This window comes from Nocardia sp. NPDC059154, from assembly GCF_042755705.1.
Taxonomy (GTDB): domain Bacteria; phylum Actinomycetota; class Actinomycetes; order Mycobacteriales; family Mycobacteriaceae; genus Nocardia.
This window is the reverse complement of sequence record NZ_JBHZCS010000015.1, coordinates 38,947-58,867: the sequence shown is the minus strand read 5'-3', so window position 1 is coordinate 58,867 and position 19,921 is coordinate 38,947. Positions and strand designations below refer to the sequence as shown.

Annotated in this window: 17 protein-coding genes; 10 read left to right on the top strand and 7 right to left on the bottom strand. The window is 66.2% G+C overall.

Annotation, left to right across the window (positions count from 1 at the left end):
- Window position 1: 1 nt before the first annotated feature.
- The 3 genes from ACFXN1_RS15600 to ACFXN1_RS15590 all read right to left on the bottom strand — a co-directional run bounded on the left by ACFXN1_RS15600 (window position 2) and on the right by ACFXN1_RS15590 (window position 3,730).
- Window positions 2-802, bottom strand: coding sequence for an MlaE family ABC transporter permease (locus ACFXN1_RS15600; RefSeq protein ID WP_379399081.1), 801 nt, complete (start codon window positions 800-802; stop codon window positions 2-4).
- Between the two features lie 4 nt (window positions 803-806).
- Entirely contained in the window at window positions 807-1,700 is an 894-nt protein-coding gene (locus tag ACFXN1_RS15595) for an ABC transporter permease (RefSeq protein WP_379439401.1), read from the bottom strand.
- A 338-nt stretch (window positions 1,701-2,038) separates the two neighbouring features.
- Window positions 2,039-3,730, bottom strand: coding sequence for a phytoene desaturase family protein (locus ACFXN1_RS15590; RefSeq protein ID WP_379439400.1), 1,692 nt, complete (start codon window positions 3,728-3,730; stop codon window positions 2,039-2,041).
- Between the two features lie 247 nt (window positions 3,731-3,977).
- Between ACFXN1_RS15590 and ACFXN1_RS15585 the strand changes: the two genes are divergently transcribed.
- Genes ACFXN1_RS15585 through ACFXN1_RS15575 form a run of 3 tightly spaced genes read left to right on the top strand, consistent with a single transcriptional unit; the run spans window position 3,978 to window position 5,556 of the window.
- Window positions 3,978-4,694 carry a hypothetical protein gene (locus tag ACFXN1_RS15585; RefSeq protein ID WP_379439399.1) on the top strand — a complete coding sequence of 239 codons (717 nt, stop codon included), beginning with the start codon at window positions 3,978-3,980 and terminating at the stop codon, window positions 4,692-4,694.
- Entirely contained in the window at window positions 4,691-5,296 is a 606-nt protein-coding gene (locus ACFXN1_RS15580; RefSeq protein WP_379439398.1) for a cytochrome c oxidase subunit 3, read from the top strand. The genes ACFXN1_RS15585 and ACFXN1_RS15580 overlap by 4 nt, the downstream gene beginning before the upstream one ends.
- On the top strand, window positions 5,293-5,556 hold the full coding sequence (locus tag ACFXN1_RS15575; RefSeq protein WP_379439397.1) for a cytochrome C oxidase subunit IV family protein: 264 nt from the start codon (window positions 5,293-5,295) through the stop codon (window positions 5,554-5,556). Before ACFXN1_RS15580 ends, ACFXN1_RS15575 begins: the two co-directional genes overlap by 4 nt.
- Window positions 5,557-5,619: 63 nt before the next feature.
- Here the strand turns inward: ACFXN1_RS15575 and ACFXN1_RS15570 are convergent, their stop codons facing one another.
- From ACFXN1_RS15570 to ACFXN1_RS15560, 3 genes are read right to left on the bottom strand one after another with little or no spacing between them, the layout of a single operon-like run.
- Window positions 5,620-6,252 (bottom strand): TetR/AcrR family transcriptional regulator, encoded by a 633-nt coding sequence (locus ACFXN1_RS15570; RefSeq protein WP_379439396.1) that lies wholly within the window; start codon window positions 6,250-6,252, stop codon window positions 5,620-5,622.
- Between the two features lie 54 nt (window positions 6,253-6,306).
- Window positions 6,307-7,293 (bottom strand): acyl dehydratase, encoded by a 987-nt coding sequence (locus tag ACFXN1_RS15565; protein WP_379439395.1) that lies wholly within the window; start codon window positions 7,291-7,293, stop codon window positions 6,307-6,309.
- On the bottom strand, window positions 7,290-8,162 hold the full coding sequence (locus tag ACFXN1_RS15560; RefSeq protein ID WP_379439394.1) for an HpcH/HpaI aldolase/citrate lyase family protein: 873 nt from the start codon (window positions 8,160-8,162) through the stop codon (window positions 7,290-7,292). The genes ACFXN1_RS15565 and ACFXN1_RS15560 overlap by 4 nt, the downstream gene beginning before the upstream one ends.
- Before the next feature lie 77 nt (window positions 8,163-8,239).
- On the opposite strand from ACFXN1_RS15560, the gene ACFXN1_RS15555 reads away from it, so the two are divergent.
- Window positions 8,240-9,397 carry an acyl-CoA dehydrogenase family protein gene (locus tag ACFXN1_RS15555; protein WP_379439393.1) on the top strand — a complete coding sequence of 386 codons (1,158 nt, stop codon included), beginning with the start codon at window positions 8,240-8,242 and terminating at the stop codon, window positions 9,395-9,397.
- Between the two features lie 74 nt (window positions 9,398-9,471).
- Here the strand turns inward: ACFXN1_RS15555 and ACFXN1_RS15550 are convergent, their stop codons facing one another.
- Window positions 9,472-10,905 carry a wax ester/triacylglycerol synthase family O-acyltransferase gene (locus tag ACFXN1_RS15550; RefSeq protein ID WP_379439392.1) on the bottom strand — a complete coding sequence of 478 codons (1,434 nt, stop codon included), beginning with the start codon at window positions 10,903-10,905 and terminating at the stop codon, window positions 9,472-9,474.
- Window positions 10,906-11,393: 488 nt separating this feature from the next.
- Between ACFXN1_RS15550 and ACFXN1_RS15545 the strand changes: the two genes are divergently transcribed.
- From ACFXN1_RS15545 to ACFXN1_RS15520, 6 genes are read left to right on the top strand one after another with little or no spacing between them, the layout of a single operon-like run.
- Window positions 11,394-12,908 (top strand): PEP-utilizing enzyme, encoded by a 1,515-nt coding sequence (locus tag ACFXN1_RS15545; RefSeq protein ID WP_379439419.1) that lies wholly within the window; start codon window positions 11,394-11,396, stop codon window positions 12,906-12,908.
- Complete coding sequence (locus ACFXN1_RS15540; RefSeq protein ID WP_379439391.1) at window positions 12,905-13,801, top strand: hypothetical protein; 897 nt, start codon at window positions 12,905-12,907, stop codon at window positions 13,799-13,801. The genes ACFXN1_RS15545 and ACFXN1_RS15540 overlap by 4 nt, the downstream gene beginning before the upstream one ends.
- Before the next feature lie 29 nt (window positions 13,802-13,830).
- The gene (locus tag ACFXN1_RS15535) at window positions 13,831-14,445 is read left to right on the top strand and encodes a hypothetical protein (RefSeq protein WP_379399093.1); all 615 of its coding nucleotides are present in this window, start codon (window positions 13,831-13,833) and stop codon (window positions 14,443-14,445) included.
- Complete coding sequence (locus tag ACFXN1_RS15530) at window positions 14,442-15,947, top strand: pyruvate, phosphate dikinase (protein WP_379439390.1); 1,506 nt, start codon at window positions 14,442-14,444, stop codon at window positions 15,945-15,947. The genes ACFXN1_RS15535 and ACFXN1_RS15530 overlap by 4 nt, the downstream gene beginning before the upstream one ends.
- A complete protein-coding gene (locus ACFXN1_RS15525) occupies window positions 15,944-17,569 on the top strand; it encodes a PEP-utilizing enzyme (RefSeq protein WP_379439389.1) in 1,626 nt (541 codons plus the stop codon). Before ACFXN1_RS15530 ends, ACFXN1_RS15525 begins: the two co-directional genes overlap by 4 nt.
- Entirely contained in the window at window positions 17,566-19,917 is a 2,352-nt protein-coding gene (locus ACFXN1_RS15520; RefSeq protein WP_379439388.1) for a nitrate- and nitrite sensing domain-containing protein, read from the top strand. Before ACFXN1_RS15525 ends, ACFXN1_RS15520 begins: the two co-directional genes overlap by 4 nt.
- The last annotated feature ends 4 nt before the right edge of the window (window positions 19,918-19,921 follow it).

Below are 19,921 nucleotides of genomic sequence, written 5' to 3'. Positions count from 1 at the left end.
CCTATCCCTTGAAGATCAGAAGCGGGCTCAGCCCCCAGATGGCAACCGTCATGCAGAAATTCAGCACCACGATCGCGACCAGGCTGGCTCGGATCGCCCGTCCCGACGCGGCGCCGACACCGGCCGGACCGCCGCTGGCGAAATACCCGTAGTAGCAGTGGATGATGGTCACCACGGCGCAGAAGGTGACCGCCTTGATCACCGAAGCGCCCAGGTCCGGGAGGCTCAGAAACTGAGCGAAGTAATGGTCATAGGTCCCGGCCGGCTGCCCGTGGAAGGTCTTCACGATGATGCCGCCGGTGATGAAGCTGATCACCAGGGCCATCAGATAGCCCGGCAGCACGACGAGCATGCCGCCGATCAATCGCGTCCCGACCACGAATGGAATCGCTTGCAGGCCCATCGATTCCGTGGCGTCGATCTCCTCCGAGATCCGCATGGCGCCGATCTCCGCCGTCATCCGGCAACCAGCCTGCGCCGCGAACCCGATACCGGTGACGATCGGCGCGATCACCCGGATATTGCCGAATGACCCGATGATGCCGGTCAGCGGACCGAACCCGAGCAGGTCCAACGCCATGAACGCCTCGATCGCCACCACGGCGCCGACCGCCACACCGAGGAAGAACATCAGGCTCACCACGCCACCGTCAACGATGAGCGAACCGCTGCCCCAGGCCATGTTGTTCATGGTTTTCCACGTCGCCTGGCGATAGTGGCGAATCGTCTTGGGCAGCAGGTAGATCGTCTTGGTGACGAAGACCGTCACCTGACCGATTTCACCGAAGGCACGAGTAATCATTCGTTCACGCCAACCGTGCCGGGAAGAACATCATCTGCAGCTGGCTCACCAGCAGATTGGTAATGAAGATGCAGAAGACGCTGAGGACCACGGAGGCGTTCACGGCATTGGCCACGCCCTTGGGCCCGCCCTTCGCCTCCAATCCGCGCAGGCTCGCGATCAACACCACGATCGTCGCGAATATCAGGGCTTTCAGGACGGAGAACACCAAGTCGGTGGGTGTCGCGAAGGCGCCGAAGGACTGCCAGAAGCTACCGGGGACAACGTGATTGACATTGGCGGAGATGATCAGGCCCGCACCCACGCCGGCCGAGATGATGATGATGCACAGCATCGGCGCGATGGCGATCATGGCGAGGAACCGTGGCATCACCAGGCGTTCGACCGGGTCGACACCCATCACGCGCATGGCGTCGATCTCTTCCCGGATCGATCGGGCGCCCAGGTCCGAGGCGATGGCGGAGGCCGCCGCGCCACTCATGAGCAGGCCGGCCGCCATGGGCGCGCCCTGCCCGACCACGCCGAGCCCGCTCGCCGCGCCAGCCAGCGAGTTGGCTCCGACCTGGTTCATGATGCCGCCGACCTGGACCGACACCTCGGCGCCGATCGGGACCGCCATCAACAACGCGGGCAGCGCGGTCACCTTCAACAATGACCACATCTGCTCGATGACCTCATGAATCGGCATACGCAGCTTGATGGAATCCACAACGGCAAACCGCACCACCGCGGCGGTCAATTCCGCGGATCTTCCGATAGTGGCGAGAGAGCGCTTGGGCGACTCTTTCGCATAATCAACGACCCGAGCGCCGAATCGCGGACGCTGCCGTATCACCGGTGGTTCCATTGGTTTCTGTGCCGGTTCCGGAGCAACTACCGGCTGCAATGTAGCCGTCATTGTTTATCACGCATTCCTAACTTGAAGACTATTTACTTCAGATTAAAAACTGAGGATGAGCAGGGGCTCCTTGCCTTTCCATCTAATTCGGAATATGTGACATACGATCCCGACATCCACGATATGTGGTCGGCGTCACTACACGGTCAGCATAGCATAAGTCGGCTTACGCGCAAGACCGTTCGATACGGACTGCAAAAAACAACCGGAATGTTTCAATAAAAACGGAATACCGTAGGATTTAATCGTCGACCAGAAACACAACTGCCCTCCGATTCACGAAAGTGAACCGGAGGGCAGTATTTCAAGTTGTGTGCGGGTTTCCGGCCCGCGGACTTCTAGTTGGATCCCGCGGCCATGGACTCCACTGCCGTCAGTCGCTCGGAGATGGCCTGCTCCCGCTGCCGCTCGACCGCACGGCCGAACAATCGCAGGCCCTTGTCCTCGGAGCGGAAGTGCTTCAGCATCGCCTTCGCCGCGTTCTGACCGGGCATGCCGCTGATACCGGCGACCGGGTGGGTGCCGGAACCGGTGAGGAACAAACCGGGTACCGGCGTCCGGTAGCCCGCGAAACCCGCGGCCGGCTTGCGCGGGCCGAACCGGGTGATGATCGGGTCGACGTGGTACACGTTGCCGTCGATCGCCCAGAACCGATCCTGGATATCGGGCAGTGCCAAATCTCGGCGGGCCACCTCGAGATCCTCGACGCCCTCGTAGAAGAGGTTCGCGTCCTTGATCACGCTCTCGGTGATCTGCTTCTTGGCCTCATCCCACGGCAGACGCGGGATGCTGGGCGTCAATCCACTCCAGAACCAGTACAGGTCGCCGCCGGGGGGTGCCATCGACTCGTCGAACGCCGTCGACACCATGCCTAGGCCTGGAACATGTTGCGGCACATCGCCGCGCACGCAGTCACGCATCGCGGCCAGCGTCTGTTCATAGGTGTGGTACGAGTTGCACGCGACCCGCAGGTCCAGGCCATCACCACGCCACTTCTCGTGGCGCGTCATCCGGATCTTGCCCTTCAGCGCGACATTCAGCTTGTAGTCGGTGATCCCGCGCTTCAGGGTCGGGATGTTCTCGACCGCGTTCTGCAGCTTGGGCGGCAGCACACCCTTGGGCAGCAAGCGGGTCAATGTGTTTCGCGGGCTGCACGCCGTCAGCACACCGCGGCGAGCGTAGATCTCTTCACCGTTGGCCAGGTGCACACCGGTGACCCGGCCGCCGCGCACGATCAACTCGTCGACCGGCGAGTTGGTGCGGATCCGGCCGCCGTTGGACTCGATGCTGGCGATCAGCGCCTTGGGCAGCGCACCGGTGCCGCCGTGGAACATCGCGACGCCGTAACGGCTCAGCACGCCCAGGTAGATCAGCGACCAACCGCTCAGGTCCTGGTCGAACTGCATGAACGGCAGCGCGATCAGCAGGGGCGCGCGGATCATGTCGTGCTCGAAGCTCTCCTCGATCGCCTCGGTCTGCGACGACGCCATCCAGCGGCCGATCGCGATCAGCTCGCGACGGTTCTTCACCATGCCCTTGGCCGCCTGCATGATCGCGCGGATCTCCGGGCGGGTCGGGCTGGTCTGCATCAACGGAATGCCGATCTCGACCGCGGCGTCGATCACCCGATACAGATCGAGCAGGGCTTCGGCGTCCTTGCGCGAGAACCGTTTCAGCTCTTCCGCCGTCTTGCGCGGATCACGCCACAGGCCCAGCGAGGAACCATCGGCGGCCAGCTGATAGTGCGCCGGATCGATGATGGTCTGCTTCAGACCGAACTTGGCGCTGAGACCGAGTTCCTTGTCGATGTTCGTGGTCCGGAACAGCGATGCCTGCATCGAGGCCTCGTTGATCGTGTATCCCGGAGCCTCGGGCAGGAAGGGATTCGTCGCGGTCATGCCACCCGCGGTCGAGTGCGCCTCGACGACGAGTACATCGAGACCGGCCTGGGCCAGATAGGCGGCGGCCACCAGGCCGTTGTGCCCAGAGCCGACGACGACGACGTCGGCCACGTTGGAACTGGGTGGCATTGATCGAACCTCTCATTCTTCCGTTGGTGCGGATCTGTCTGTGCAAGACGGAATAGAAAATCCGCTGGTCTTACGCGGAGGCGCAGTGCCCGCCGCCCGCCGACGTCCGTGATCGGAGCCACCGAAGGTCTCCGAGTAGTGATGCTAGCCACTAATTAACGTTGACGTCAATATCGGCGTCTTCTAATCTAGATTCGAATTGCCACGTACGCAACGTGGCGACAGCGCACGACCCGAAAGGTGCACGATGACCACCGGTGTTCAGAGAGTTTGTGCCCTCAGCGGGCCGCTCTTCGCGGCCTCGCTCTTCGTCGGCATGATCATGGCCGGCCTCTTCCCACCCAAGCCGCCCAGCTGGTCCGCACAGCAGGTCGCCGAGTTCTGGAGCACCGACGCCGACCTCAAACGGGCCGGACTGATGATCATCATGATCGGCTCCGGCCTGCTGATCCCGTTCGGCGCCATCCTCGCGGTGCGGCTCAAGAAGATCGAGGGCGCCTCCTCGCCGTTCACCTATGTGATGCTGATCAGCACCGGCATCAGCTCGGTCGCGATTCTGCTACCGGTGTTCATGTTCGCGGTGGCCGCCTACCGGCCCGACCAGCGGTCGCCCGAGCTCACCCAGGCGTTCAACGACGCGGGCTGGCTGCCGTTCGTGATGAACTGGCCGGCCGTCACCGGCATGGCGCTGGCCATCGCGTTCGCCATCCTCGGCGATCGCAGCCGGACGCCGCTGTGGCCGCGCTGGGCGGCCTACTACAACCTGTGGACCGGATTCCTGTTCGCCGCAGGCGGTTTCGCGATCTTCTTCAAGCACGGCGTCTTCGCGTGGAACGGACTGCTGGCCTACTGGATGGCCGCGGTCGTGTTCGGCGTCTGGTTCTTCGTGCTGGCCTATCTGCTGTGGACGACCACCGGCGCGCACGCGACCTCCTACGACGACACCGCCGTGGCGGCCCGATGACACAGACCGCCGTCGACCTCGACGTCGCGGTGCCCGCGCGGCGGATTCCGGGCGAGGAGGGCATCTGGGTCTTCGTCATCGGAGACATGACCGTCTTCGCGCTGTTCTTCGGCGTGTTCATGTACACGCGTGGACACGATCCGGCCGCCTTCACCCCTGGGCAGCCCGGCCTGGACCGGACGCTGGGCGCGATCAATACGGTGCTGCTGCTCACCGGTTCGCTGCTGGCCGTCCTGGGTGTGCGGGCCTGCCGAACCGCTCCGGCTCGCACCCGGATGGCGCTGTTCCTGTCGGCGGCCGCGTGCGCGGCCGGGTTCGTCGTCATCAAAGCGGTCGAGTGGTCGCATCAGTTCGCCGCGGGCCACACGGTGGGTACGAACGACTTCTATTCGTACTACTTCGTTTTCACCGGTATCCATCTGCTCCACGTGCTCATCGGCATCATCGTTCTCCTGCGGATCGCGTTCGTCGTCCGTAAGGAGACCCTCGAATCCCGTGATCACGTGCTCGCCGAGAGCGGCGGGATCTTCTGGCACATGGTCGATCTGCTGTGGATCGTCCTGTTCGCACTCTTCTATCTGATGCACAACGGAGTGTCATGACCACCACGCGTCGCATTGGCCTGGTGTGGGCCGTTCTGATCGCGGCCACCGGCGTTTCCTGGCTCACCGGAACCGAATTCGGCAATCGTTCCGAATCCGCGGTCACCGTCCTGCTGCTGGCGGTGTCCTTCTTCAAGATCCGCCTGATCGGCCTGCAGTTCATGGACATCCGCACCGCCCCGCGCGGCCTGCGAGCCTGGTTCGAGGCCTACATCGCCGGCGTGCTCGGGATACTCATCGCACTGTCCGTCCTGGCGTAGCGCGGATGCGCCTGAGGCGGACGGCCGGTGAGACAACGTTCTCGCCGGCCATCCGCGTTCGTCTCACCAGCCATTGCCTTCCAGCAGCTTGGTGAACTGTGCGACAACCGATTCGAGGTCGTCGTGGCTGCCGACGAACCCCGCGTACAGGCCCATCCCCCACATCACCGCGATCAACATCTCCGTGACCGCCTCGATATCGGTGCCTGCCGGCAGCACACCGCGGTCCGCGGCCGAGTGGAGCGTCTCACCGAGGAATCCCCGCAACTCGTCGAGCTGGCCGAGGGCCCGTTCCTGGAACTCCGGATGGCGCACGGAGTCGAGCAGCGATGACGAAATGAACTGTGCGTACGAACGATCGGACGAATCGGCGCGGACCGCAGTCGCGAGGAACGACGAGATCCTGGCCGCCAGCGTCGGCTGCTCGCTGGCCTGATCGATTCCGGCGGCGACCACCTCGTCCCGGGTCGCTTCGAACAGCGCCGTGTACAACTCGGTCTTGTCCCGGAAGTAATGGTTGACGGCGGGCCTGGTCAGATCCGCGCGCGCCGCGATCTCACGGAACGTGGCGCTCTGATAACCCACCTCGGAGAACACCGCCCTGGCGGCGTGCAGAATACGCTGACGCGTGTCCGCACCGGCGGTCATCGCCGGGCGTCCACGCCCTCGTGCGCCGCGACCGACTTCACTCGTCATGCGCTTCACCCCACATCCATGCTCACCGGGACTGGAACGAAATTCGGCACCGGGTCAGGTGAATACAGCGACGTAGCGCCAATCCAATACCGGCCGTTCACGGCCCACGATGCGACCGTCCGCGAAAACCTCCGATCGAAGCTCGATCAGGTGGGCACCGGCGGTCGACGGGAGCACCCGTTCGACAGTGATCACACTACGCAAGGTGTCCCCCTCGTGCACGGGCCCGAGATGGTCACAGCCGTGCCATCCCACGACCGTCGCGAGATTCGGGAACGCCCGGGAGGCCTGGGCGAGCGCCAGGCCGATGGTGTGTCCGCCGTAGACGAGACGCCTGCTCCCCGCGGCGGATTCGTCATGGTGCACGCGCGCGATATTGAGACTGAGGCGGGCGAGTTGCGCGGCGCCGTCGACGAGATCGCCGCCGACGATGTCGATCTTCTGCCCCGGTTCGGGAATCGTCCCGGCCGCGCCCGGCGCCCAGCGCAGCGTCTCGAAGTCCCATGCCGCGAGCGATGCCGACCAATCCGGTTCCCCCGACGGACCGAGGTGGTCGAGATCGTCAGCACGACCGGTCTCCATATCCGCGCGCAGCGGGAGCATGGCGCACCGCCAGAAGTCGAGAACATCTCGGCCGAGTTGATCAACGGTATGAATCCGCAGGGCCACCAACCCGGTCGGCGCGCGATCGGTGCGCCGCCGGTTCTGCCGCAGTCCTTCGACCGTGGTGGTCGTGGTGAGAGTGTCTCCCAGATGGGGCATGCGCCGGAAGGCGAGCCCTCGATAGAACAGATTCGCCTTCACATGGTGGGTGACCACCGTCGACTGACCGATGGCGATATCCCACACCAAGGCGGGGTGTGCCAGCCCCGGAGCACCGGTCACCGCTACCGACAGCCCGTGGTCGAGGGGAAGACGCAGCCGGTCGCCGACGATCGACTGATGTACCGCCGCAAGACCTTCGGTCAAGGTGACCGCCGGCGCACCGTCGAACACCTGCCCACGCTCGAGCTCCTCGAAGTACGGTCCTTCCGCGTTCATTGCGCCACCGCCGTCTTGAGCAGCGTCCGGCGCGCGGCCACCGCGACCGCCTCGTCGATCATCTGGCCGTCGAGTTCCACTGCGCCACGGCCGCTGTCATGGGCCGCCGCCAGCGCGTCCACCACACGGCGCGCGTAGTGCACTTGCTCACTGGAGGGTTCGAACACGGCATTGATCATGTCGACCTGACGGGGATGAATGGCCCATTTGGCGTCGAAACCGATCCGCGCCGCATGGCTCACCGCCGCTTGGAATTCGTCATCGACCCCGACGCCCAGGTACGGGCCGTCCACCGCGTCGAGGCGATGGGTGCGCGCGGCGGTGATCACCCTGTCCTGCACCGCGATCCAGAGCGCGGGATCCAGCCCCGCCGCCCGGCCCAGTGACGCCGCGAGATCGGCGTATCCGGTGATCAACGCCGTGAGCCGGGTGGTGGCCGCGGCGATCTGCTCGATTCGGCTCAGCCCGTCGGCGGTTTCGATCAGCGCCTCCACGGCCAGCGGCGCTCCGCCGTCGGCCTCGATCCCGTCGAGCAGGCGGTCGGCGAACTCCAGATCCCCCGGCGACTCGACCTTGGGCAGCACGATCGAGCTCGCCGGGATTCCCGACCGGGCGACCGCGTCGATATCGAGGTGGCACCAGCGACTGCGAGTCGCATTGACCCGCACCGCGATCGACGGCAGCCGGCCGAAGTCGTCCCACTCGATCGCGCTCAGCAGCGCCCGCGCTCGGTCCTTGTCCGCGGGCGCGACGGCATCCTCGAGGTCGATCACGACCTGGTCCGCGCCGGCGGTCATCGCCTTGCGGATCTTGCGCTCGTCGCCACCGGGTACGCAGAGGACCGACCTCCGCGGTGGACGTTCTGTCATCGACAGCCACCCTTTCTACTTTTTAATCTATGTTAAAGTATATCGATAACTTATCGGAGCCCCACGAGGAGTCAACTGTGAGCGAGCTGTCCGCCGAGGAGCAGCAGGTAGTGGCGACGGTGCGTGAATGGGTCGACCGCGAGGTCCGCCCGGTCGCTCGCGACCTCGAACACGCCAACGAATACCCCGAGAAGCTGATCGAGCAGATGAAGCAGCTCGGCATCTACGGCCTGGCCATTCCCGAGCCGTACGGTGAAGCGCCGGTGTCGATGCCGTGCTACGTCGGCGTCACCGAGGAGCTCGCGCGCGGCTGGATGAGCCTGGCCGGCGCGATGGGCGGCCACACCGTCGTCTCGAAGCTGATTCTCGCCTTCGGCACCGAAGAGCAGAAGCAGCGGTATCTGCCGAAAATGGCGACCGGGGAAATCCGGGCCACCATGGCGCTCACCGAACCGGGCGGCGGCTCCGATTTGCAGGCCATGATCACCACCGCCAAGCGAAATGCGGACGGCTACACCATCAATGGCGCGAAGACCTGGATCAGCAATGCCCGCCATTCACAATTGATCGCGCTGTTGTGCAAGACGGACCCGGCCGCCGAACCGCGGCATCGCGGCATCAGCATTCTGCTCGTCGAGCACGGCCCCGGCCTGACCGTGTCGCGCGATCTGCCGAAACTCGGCTACAAGGGTGTGGAGAGCTGCGAACTTGTCTTCGACGGATATCGCGCGCCCGCGGACGCGGTGCTCGGCGGTGTCGAGGGCAAGGGCTTCTCGCAGATGATGAAGGGCTTGGAAACCGGTCGCATCCAGGTGGCCTCGCGCGCGCTCGGTGTCGCCCAGGCCGCGTTCGACGACGCCTTCGCCTACGCCCAGCAGCGAGAGAGCTTCGGCGTTCCCATCTGGAAACACCAGGCCATCGGCACCTATCTGGCCGAGATGGCCACCAAGCTCACCGCCGCGCGGCAGCTGGTCCTGCACGCCGCACGCAAGTTCGACGCCGGTGACCGCTGCGACATGGAAGCCGGGATGGCCAAGTTCTACGCCTCCGAGGTCGCCATGGAGATCGCACTCGACGCGGTGCGCATTCACGGCGGCTACGGCTATTCCACCGAATACGACGTGGAACGCTATTTCCGCGACGCGCCGCTGATGATCGTGGGCGAGGGAACGAACGAGATCCAGCGCAATGTCATTACCGCTCAACTGATCTCCCGCGGCGGCCTCACTCGCTGAACCTCGGGATCCGACCGGCTCGGCGGTGGTGCGCCACCCCTCGCGACCCACCACCGCCGGGCCGGCCGATACGATCACGCCGAAGTCTGTTGTCCCGCAACCGCGGACGGCACCCCGAGCACTCGCTCGAGCTCCTCGAGTTCCACATCCGTGTACGCCGCCAGGTCTGCCACATTCGGCACCGACCGGCGGCACGCGGTGAAACTGATGTCGACCTGCTGTGCGTAGCTGGACATGGTCGCGTTCAGGGCCTGACCGTGGAACAGCACCGACGGACCGTAGATCTGCTCCACCGGCGCTCCGTCGTAGTACAGCGGCTGCGTCGGACCGGGGACATTGGACACGATCAGGTTGGCGCTGGGCCGGACTCGGCCGCTCAATCCGAGGATGAACAATCCGATCTGCGGACCGGTCAGCAGAATCGTGAACGGCGCGACCGCATGCGCGGGCAGCGACCGTTGCACCCGCTTCGCCGCGGTGGTGGACCGATGCACGGCCCGCAGCCGAGCCAGCGGATCGCCGATCTCGGTGTGCAGCCGCGCGAACAGGAACGCCAGCGCGTTCCCGACCGGCGCCTGACTCGCGTCCCGCAGGTTGACCGGCAGTTGCCCGACAACCGATGTGGCGGGAAGTCCGCCCCGCTCCAGCAGGTACCGGCGCAGCGCGCCGCCGAAGACGGTCAGGAAGACATCGTTGACAGTGACATCGGCGGCCGTGGCTATCCGCTTCAGGCGCGCGAGTTCGTAGTGCCGGGTGACGAATGTCCGCTTGTTCCCCACCCTGCGGTTGAACACCGTGTCCGGGGATTGGAACGGTCCGGCCAGGGCGCCGGTGTGATCGCGGTGGATCGCGATGAACATGCGAATCAGCGCCGACACCGCGAGGGCACCGGAACCTACTGCCCGGCACAGTGTTCCGACGATTCGCAACGCCGGGTGCCGTGCGCCGCGCCCCGGGATGACCCGCAGCTCAAGCGCTGCGCCGTTGCCGCGGATGCCCGCGCTCCAGGGCGGCAGCATGCCACGGGCCGCCGGGTCCGGACTCAGGATCCGCCCCAGCAGTCGCGCGGCGCCGACACCGTCGAGCTGCCCGTGATGGAGCTTGAGGTATATCGCGAAGCGACCGTGTTCGAGCCCTTCGATCACGTGGCATTCCCATAGTGGCCGACGCCGATCCAGGGGCAGCGAATGCAGGTGCGACACCAGCGTTTCCAGCTCTCGTTCACCCCCGGGCGCGGGCAACGCGATGTGGCGGAGATGGTGGTCGAGATCGATGTCGGCGTTGGGAACGGTGTGCCAGCCCGGTAGGGGTGTCTTGCGTAGCAGCAGGTTGAACGGCGGGGCGAAGGTCCGGTCCGACCTCCACCGGGTGACCAGATCCCCCACATAGGTGCCAGCGGCGCCCTCCGGGGGCGACAGGATGAGCAGCGGTCCGAAATGTGATGGTGCATCGCGCTTTTCGATGTAGAACCACGCGGCATCGAAAAGGTTCAAGAAGGTTCTCGTCATCTACCTGTTCTCACTCGACTGGAACGGACGGATGGCCTTCGTCGTTGAACGCCGTCGCAAGAGCAAGGGGTGCCTGGCGCGCGCCTGCCGGAGACCCCAGCCTCCGACATTGATCTAATGTACGTTAAATTTTCAGCTCCGTCCGAGTAATCGGCATCGACGTTGCGCATGACACACGACCAACTCGGCGCAAGCTCCGCCGGTGGCGATTTCCTCACTTGAGAGTGCACTTTTGGCGCCCGCACCGCATCCCCGGCGAGCAAGGAGGCGCTCGACGCAGCACCCGGAAGTATGACCGGTCGCACATATTGACATGAATGTAAATTAGATTACTCTGGGCCACCGTGTGCGGTGTGTCATACGAAAGATCAGGACTCATGACCGTATCGAAACCGACCGTGGTCGCCATTCCCAATGCGCTCCACAGCGAATCACCCCCGAACGCCTCGTGGAGTTCCATCAACCTGGCCGAGGCGGTCCCGGGCGTGATGACCCCCCTGTGCGCCAGCGCCTGGGTTCCCGCCAGCGAGCTCGGGCTGCGCGCGCCCTTCTTCGCCATGGGCGCGCTGGACGCCGACCGGCGGTCGATCCCGGCGGATCCGCTGGACCGGATCACCAATGTGTTCTACGGCCGCATGGCGGTCCGGGTCGATTTCCTCTGTGAGATGGGCGATCTGATCCCGGGACAGTCCGGCGAGGCGCTCTCCCGGGATTTCTTCGGTTTCGTCCCACCCGATTTCGTGAGCAAGCCGTCGAACCGACGACTCCCGATGATCCTGATGCGGTATCCCCGAACACTTCTCGGCATCGCCGCCGAGATCGAGCGACGACGGCGCGAGACCGACGCGTGGTGGCGGACCGCCATCCCCGACAGCGCCGTGCTCGGTCTGAAGGACGCGCAACGACTCCTGGTCCAGGCGATGGATCGATTCGCCGACAACCTCGCCATGCAGGCGGTGGTCAGCGCGTGCGCGATTCAACCGGTCTACGAACAGCTCACCACGATGGCCACCGCCGCCGGCACCGCACCGGCCGACCTGATGCGCGGGCACGGATCACACGAGGAGAGCGCGGTCCTGTCCGACCTCTGGGCAGTGTCGCGCGGGCGTCTGGAGCTGCCCGAATTCCTGTGCCGGCACGGATATCACGGCCCCGGCGAGGGCGAACTGTCCACCACGGTATGGCGCGAGGACCCGTCGCCCATCCTGCGCATCATCGATCAGTACCGAACCCTGGACGACACCGCGGCACCGGAGGAGACCGAGGCCGATTCCGTGAGTCGCCGTGAGGCGGCCGAACGGCGGCTGTTCGACAATCTCCCGTGGTCGAAGCGGCTGCCAGCGCTGCTGCTCCTGCGGCTCGCACGGCGGTTCGTGCCGCTGCGCGGCGTCGGCAAGGTCTCGTACCTGCAAGCCCTCGATGTGATCCGAGCGTGCGCCCGGCGCATCGGCGCGCTGCTCGTCGCGACGGGACAGCTCGAAACCCCCGACGACGCTTTCTATCTCACGCGCGAGGAGATCACCGGCTCGCTAAGCGGGGACCTCCGCGCGATCGTGGACCGGCGCCGTACCGATCGGAGGCTGTACCAGTCGCTCGAGGTCGAGACCTCCTGGACCGGTACGCCCGTCGCGACACCGATCGAGGTTCCGGCGCGGGAGCGAACCAGCACGCTGTCCGGCGTCGGCGCCTCACCCGGTGTGGTCGAAGGCCGTGCCGTGGTGGTGCTCGACCCGTCCGAGACAGAGATCGAAGCCGGCGACATTCTCATCGCGCACACCACCGACCCGTCGTGGGTCTCGCTGATGTTCCTGTCCGAGGCCCTGGTCGTCGATATCGGCGGCATGCTCAGCCACGCCGCCGTGGTCGCGCGGGAACTCGGCATTCCCTGCGTCATGAACACCAAGAACGGAACACAGGTCATCCGCACCGGTGACGTCGTCCGCGTGGACGGCGCCAGCGGCTGTGTGGAGATCATTCGCACCACCGAAGGAGATTCTCAGTGAACGCCAGCCTCACCACGACCGCGGCCTGGGGCCCGCTCGCCGAACCCATCCACACCGAGGCGGCGGCACCGGGCGGTCCGGTCTGGAAAGACAATGCGTACCTGTCGTTCTGGGATACCGATGCCGAGGTCTTCGGCACGCTGCACGTGTCGACCTCCCCCAACGACGAACGGGGGCGCCGCACGCGCTGCAGCATGTCGGCGGGCGGTCGCACCGCCGAGATCATCGAAAGCCTGGAACCCGGCAGCTTCACGAGTTCCTCCATCGACTTCGGGCTCGACGGGGTGGTGCGGGTCGAGCACCCCGATCTGACCTTGGAATTGACCAATACGCCGCTGTTCGTGCCCGCGGACTACGCGGTCGGCGGGCTCATCCCCGAACTCGTCCCCGGCAAGCCGCTGCAGCACTATCAGCAGGGCTGCGCGATCGCCGGGACCGCGACCTTCGCCGACGGCACGACTCACGCCTTCCAGGGCTACGGAATGCGCGACCGCACCTGGGGATTCCGCGACGAATCGGCCCAGTGGATCGAGTACGCCGGCCTGATCGCCGTGTCCGAGGACAGTTTCCTCACGGCGATGAAATTCCTCGGGGCGGACGGCACGGTACGCGGCGACGGCTTCTACATCACGGGCGAATCGTCCACTCCCATCACCGGTATCGCCTTCGCTCGCGACGCGGCCGCACAGTTCGTGCGGGCGACGCTGACGCTGGCCGACGGCTCCGAGCACGTCGCGCACCTCACCGATCGCGCGGCCGGGTTCTGGGTACCGATGGGCGCGGCGAGCGAAGGCCCCGCCTTCGGCACCTACGACGATTTCATGCGGCTGGTCCTCGATGGCCGACCGGGCGCGGGACTGTTCGAACAGGGCATCCTGCACCGCGTTTGGTGATCGACCGGCACCGACCAGGAGTACTGGAAATGAACGACGAAATTCGGATTCTGCAAACGACCAGGCTCAAGGGACGCCCCCGGATCGAGGACCTGAGCGAGACTCTCGATCTGGCACGCGACACCCTCGAGTCGGCTCTGCGTCCCATGCTGGGAGCCGGTCTGCTCGAAGAGGTCAAAGGGCGCGTCAAGCTGACCCTCGAAGGCAGGCAGCGGCTCGAAACACTGTTCGCGGCCGTGCGCGCCGGGACCGATCAGACGGCCCTGTCCGCCGCGTACCACGAATTCGATTCCTACAATTCGCGATTCAAGCAGCTGGTGACCGACTGGCAGCTGATCGACGGTGAACGGCCCAACGACCACACCGACGCCGACTACGACAACACGATCATCCGGCGACTCTCCGACCTGCACGCGAACTTCCTCGAGCTCGTGGCCCGGTTGGCGGGTATCGCTCCCCTACTGTCGGACTATCCGCGCCGATTCACCGACGCGCTCGGCCGAATCACCGCGGGCGAGCACCGCTGGCTGGCCGCACCGCTGATCGACAGCTACCACACCGTGTGGTTCGAGCTGCACGAGAACCTCATCGGGCTTGCCGGCCTGTCCCGGGTCGCCGAAGCCGCCGCCGGGAGGGCCGAATGAGTACGCATCCTTCCGTCGTACAGCTCAAGGGTCTCGCCGGTCTCGACCGAACTGTGGTGGGAGGCAAGGCCTGGAGCATCGACCGCATGCTCGCGCTCGGAATTCCAGTACCCCCGGCCTTCGTCCTGACCACCGACGTGTGCCGCGACTACTACGCCAACGACCGGCGAGTGGACGACTCCGTCTGGGATGCGATCCCGGCGGCCATGGCAGAGCTCGAACTGATCACCGGCCGCCACTTCGGCGCCGCGGCCCGGCCGCTGCTGGTGTCCGTCCGCTCCGGCGCCGCGACCAGCATGCCGGGCATGATGGACACGGTTCTCAATCTCGGCATGACCGACGAGGTCGAGCGGGCCCTCGCCATGGAGAGCGGGGATCCCGGCTACGCGGCCGACACCCGGCGTCGATTCCTCGAGCAATTCGAGCGGGTGGTCGGGGTACCGGTGCCGCTGGACCCCTGGGAACAGTTGCGGCTCGCAGCCACCGCGGTACTGCAATCCTGGAATTCCGATCGTGCCATCCATTACCGCCGCGAGCGGGGCATCCCGGACGATGGCGGCACCGCGGTCACCGTGCAGGCCATGGTCTTCGGCAATTTCGATGACAAATCCGGCACCGGAGTGCTGTTCACCCGGAACCCGCTGACCGGCTCGGCCGAACCCTACGGCGAATGGCTGCCGCGCGGGCAGGGTGAGGACGTCGTATCCGGCCGCGCCAATGCGCAGCACCTGGACGACCTGGGTGCGTCGATGCCGCACGTCCACGCCGAACTGATGGCCGCCGCCACGCGTCTGGAAGAGGATCGGCGCGACGTACAGGACATCGAGTTCACCGTCGAAGGCGGCACACTGTGGCTGCTGCAGACCCGCAACGCCAAGCGGACTCCGGAAGCCGTTGTCCGGCATGCCGTTCTGCATCAGCGGCAGGGACTCATCGACACCCGCGAGGCGCTCGACCGGATCGGCGTCCAGGATGTCCAGGCACTGCTCACCCCGCATCTGGACCCCGCGGCGGTCGCCACGGCCACGCGTGTGGCAAGCGGTAAACCGGCGTGCCCGGGCATCGCATCGGGGGTCGTCGTCACCGACGCCGACGAGGCCGAAGACCGTGCGGCCCGAGGCGAATCCGTGATCCTGGCCCGGCCCACCACCGACCCGGATGACGTCGCCGCCATGTCGGCGGTCTCGGCCGTGCTCACCGAGTTCGGCGGATCGACCTCGCACGCCGCGGTCGTGTGCCGCGAGATGGGCGTGCCCTGCATCGTCGGCTGCGGCGCGGACACCGTCACCGCCCTGGCCGGACAGTTCGTCACCGTGTCCGCGACCACCGGGACCGTCTACCACGGCGGGCTGCCGATCATCACCGGTTCGGAATCCGGGGACCCGGACCTGGCGCTCCTATCCGATTGGCTCCGAACCGAACTCGGCGCGGCGGCCACCGGCAGCCTGCCGGAACTGCTCCGGCTGCGCGCCCACCGCCTGAACACCGAGAGGACCGCATGACCGACCGCCACACCGTCTACTCGCTGCTCGACTCCCAGGGTTGCGATCCTCGTAAGACGTGGACGACAGGCAATGTGGCAGAGGCGTTTCCGGGTGTCTTCACCACCTTCGGATTCACCTTCATCCACGAACCGATGGAGCTCGCCTTCCGGAAGATGTTCGTCCGGCTCGGTGTGTTCGCACCGTCGCAGATCGTGCTGCCCGATCGGATCGAGGACATGTTCTGGACGCTGTTCGCCGGACGCGCGGCAGCGAACATCGACATGTTCCGCGACCTGGCCAATCTCATCCCCGGCACCTCGCCGACGGCGGTGGAACAACAGCTGTTCGGCTATGTCCGCCCGACCACCGTCGATGCCCCCTCGTACCGGAGATACCCCGCCATCCTGGCCAAGGCGCCCTGGACCGTCGCGACGCTGCCGCGCCGCCACGACGCCATGTTCGCCGGGTTGCGTCGCTGGCGCCTCGATCGGCTGGCCGACATGGCCGCCCGCACCGAGTCCGAATGCCTGGACATCCTCGCCGATGCGCGAAAGCGCTTCGAGCAGATCATGATCGAACACCTGGTCGTGGCCTTCGTCAGCTCGGGTCTGGCGGATCGCCTGCGCGACACCGTGGCCGAGCTCGGCCATCCGGGTCTGGAAGCGCAGCTGATGTCCGGCGTGGGTTCCGACGAGAACGAGGTCGCGCACGATCTGTGGGCGCTCGCCCACGACGAGATCACCCTGGACACCTTCTGTGACCGTCACGGCTACCACGGCTCCAATGAAGGCCAGCTGTCGGGTGTTTCGTGGCGCGAGGATCCGGGTCCCATCCTGAACCGCCTCGGCGACTACCGTGCCATCGCGGCCGACAGCCCGCGCGCACCCCGGCAGCGCAGCCGCGAACAGGCCGCGGTCCGCGAACGCGCGATGGCCGAACTGAGCAGTGCCACTTCGGGATTCAGCCGACGGACCGTCTCTATGCTCACCGGGGTCACCGCTCGCTTCCTGGCGCTGCGCGAACAGGGCAAGGCGGGTTATCTGCTGACCTTCGACGTCGCCCGCGCGGCGACCCGGCGACTGGGCGGCCATCTGGTGGCACGCGGCGTGATCGATCGTGTCGAGGACGTCTTCCACCTGTCCTACGACGAGCTCGTCCGCGGCGTCGACGGCGATCATCGCGAACTCGTCGCGGACCGTTCAGCCGTTTACCAGGAGCGACTGGCCTACCGGCTGCCGCAGTCGTGGACGGGACAACCGGAGGTGCGCAAGGCCGGAGAGGCCACTGCCGTAACGCCTTCCGACCCGGGAATCATTACGGGTGTCGCCGCCAGCGGCGGTGTGGTGGAGGGCAGGGCCCGGGTCGTCCGCGATCCCGACACCGTCGAGCTCGAGGAAGGCGACATCCTGGTCTGCGAAACCACGGACCCCAGCTGGGTCTCGCTGTTCCTGGTCGCCGGCGGCGTGGTCACCGACCACGGCGGGCTGCTCAGCCACGGCCCCATCGTCGCCCGCGAACTCGGCATTCCGTGTGTCTGCGGAACCGAGAACGGCAGCTACCGCATCGAAGACGGCCAGCTCCTCAGGCTGAACGGCGATCTCGGCACCGTGGAAATCCTGGGCCCGCAGGCTGCCCCGTGACCAGACGCTCGCTCCGCACGTCCGGCCTGCGCCACCGGAGTATCCGTATCCGCGTGCTCGCCATCGCGCTGATTCCCTGTGCCGCCCTGCTGGTGACGGGATCGGTCGCGGTGGCCGGCCTGGTGCAGGATGCCCGTTCGGCGTACCGCTGGTCCGATTACCTGACCGAGCAGCTGAATCCGCTCGTCACCTTCATCATCGCGGTGCAGAACGAACGAACAGCCAGTCTCGCCGCGCTGGACGGCAGTCCGCAGACGGTCGCGGAACTGCAACGGCAACGGGCGAAGACCGACGCCGCGCTGGCCGAGATCGCCCGGCTGGCACCGCAGATGCAGGCGCTCAACGAGAATGCCGTGGCACAGTCGACACCGGCGTTCGCCGCGCTCGCAGCCCAGGCGCCCATCGTCCGGAAGAACGTCGACGCCCGCCAGGCGAGCGCCACCGAGGTGGACGATTTCTACACCAGGCTGGCCGATGTCATCGCGATGGGGCTCGAGGGGCTGGCGCACTACACCCCCGATTCACTGACCGCCGCAGAGGAGATGAGCGCCTCGGATCTGATGCGGATGACCGATCTGCATTCGCGCGCAATCGGTTTCGCCGCGGCGGCGGCTCCGCACGGGACTCTGCCGCTCGACGATCGACACCGGGTCACCGAGTTGACCGGCGCGTACCGGCATCAACTCGACGGGCTGACCTCGCGCCTCACCGGCGCCGAGCAGTCACAGCTGCGGAAGCTGAGGGAATCCCCCCAATGGCGGACCGCCGTCGAGTCGGAAGACCAGCTCGCCGACGAGGGCGATCTTCCGATCCCGTTCGGGGACTGGCGTGTTGCCGAACAGTCGGTCGACACCGAGCTCATGGCCCTCTTCAAGGGTCATGCGCAATACGCCAACGGCCTGGCCTCCGACGCCGCGCACCGGTCACTCGTGCGTTCGATCGTGGCCGGAACAGGCGTCGCGATCATCGCGGTGACAACATTCGCGTTCGCGGTGCTGCTGGCCAACCGACTCGTCCGGCGACTGCGCTCGCTGCGTTCGAGGACCCTTCAGCTGGCCAACGAGACGCTGCCGGCCATCGTCGAGCGACTGCACGACGGCGAGCACGTCGACATCGATGCCGAGATGACCCAGATCGATGACCGCGATGACGAAATAGGTCAGGTCGCAGCGGCATTCGGTTCGGCGCAGCGCACCGCGATGATCGCGGCGGCCACCGAGGCCCGCACCCGGGACGGGTTCAACAAGGTCTTCCTCGATATCGCCTACCGCAGTCAGGTCATCGTCCGTCGCCAGCTCGATGTGCTCGACCTCGCCGAGAACAAACAGGACGATCCCGAACATCTCGAGCTGCTCTTCCAGCTGGACCATCTGGCCACCCGGGCCCGGCGGAACGCGGAGAATCTGCTGATTCTCGGCGGCGCACAACCCGGCCGCCGCTGGCGGCAGCCGGTGGCGCTGGAGCAGATCGTCCGCAGCGCGGCCTCCGAGACGCAGGATCTGGCGCGAGTCAGCGCAATTCGATTGCCGCAAGCCCATGTCCTGGGCACCGCGGTGGCGGACCTCATTCACCTGCTGGCCGAGTTGATCGACAACGCGACCGCGTTCTCACCGCCGCAGGCACCGGTGACCGTGCACGGCACTATCGTCGGTCGCGGCGCGGTCGTCGAGGTCGAGGACCAGGGCCTCGGCATCCGATTCGACGAGCGAGAACGGCTGAACGAGCTCCTTCGCGATCCACCGGACTTCCAGGAAATGGCCCTGGCCGGACAACGGCACCTGGGGCTGTTCGTGGTGAGCCGGCTGGCGCACCGTCACGGGATCATGGCCAGCCTGCAGGAGTCCGCCTATGGCGGCATCAAGGCGATCGTGCTGGTTCCCAGCAAGCTCCTGGATTCCAGCATGTTCGACGCGGCACCGGTGGCGTCCGCGATCGGCTGGGCCCCTGGGCCCGCAGTGATCGACGCGCCGGTACGGCCTGCGCACGACCCTGTTCCGCGCCTACCGGGTCGCGAATACCAACAGCTCCCCCCCTGGCCTACCGAGATCGTTGCCGATGTGGTCGATGCGAACGATTCCGCCCCGGCGGCAGTACACCATACCGCGATACCGCTCGAAGGCCGCCACGCATCGGCTCCTGCCGTGGGTTCCCGGAACCCGTTGCCGCGCCGACAGCGGCAGGCACATCTGGCACCGCAACTGCGGGTGGAAGACGACGCGACCGATGCCCCGCCACCCGCGACCGCCGGTCGGCTCCGGCCCCCTGCGGAGGTCCGTCATGCCATGGCCTCCTTCCAGCGCGGCACCCGTCAAGCGCGCGCCCATACGTACCGAACCCCCGAATCATGAACGG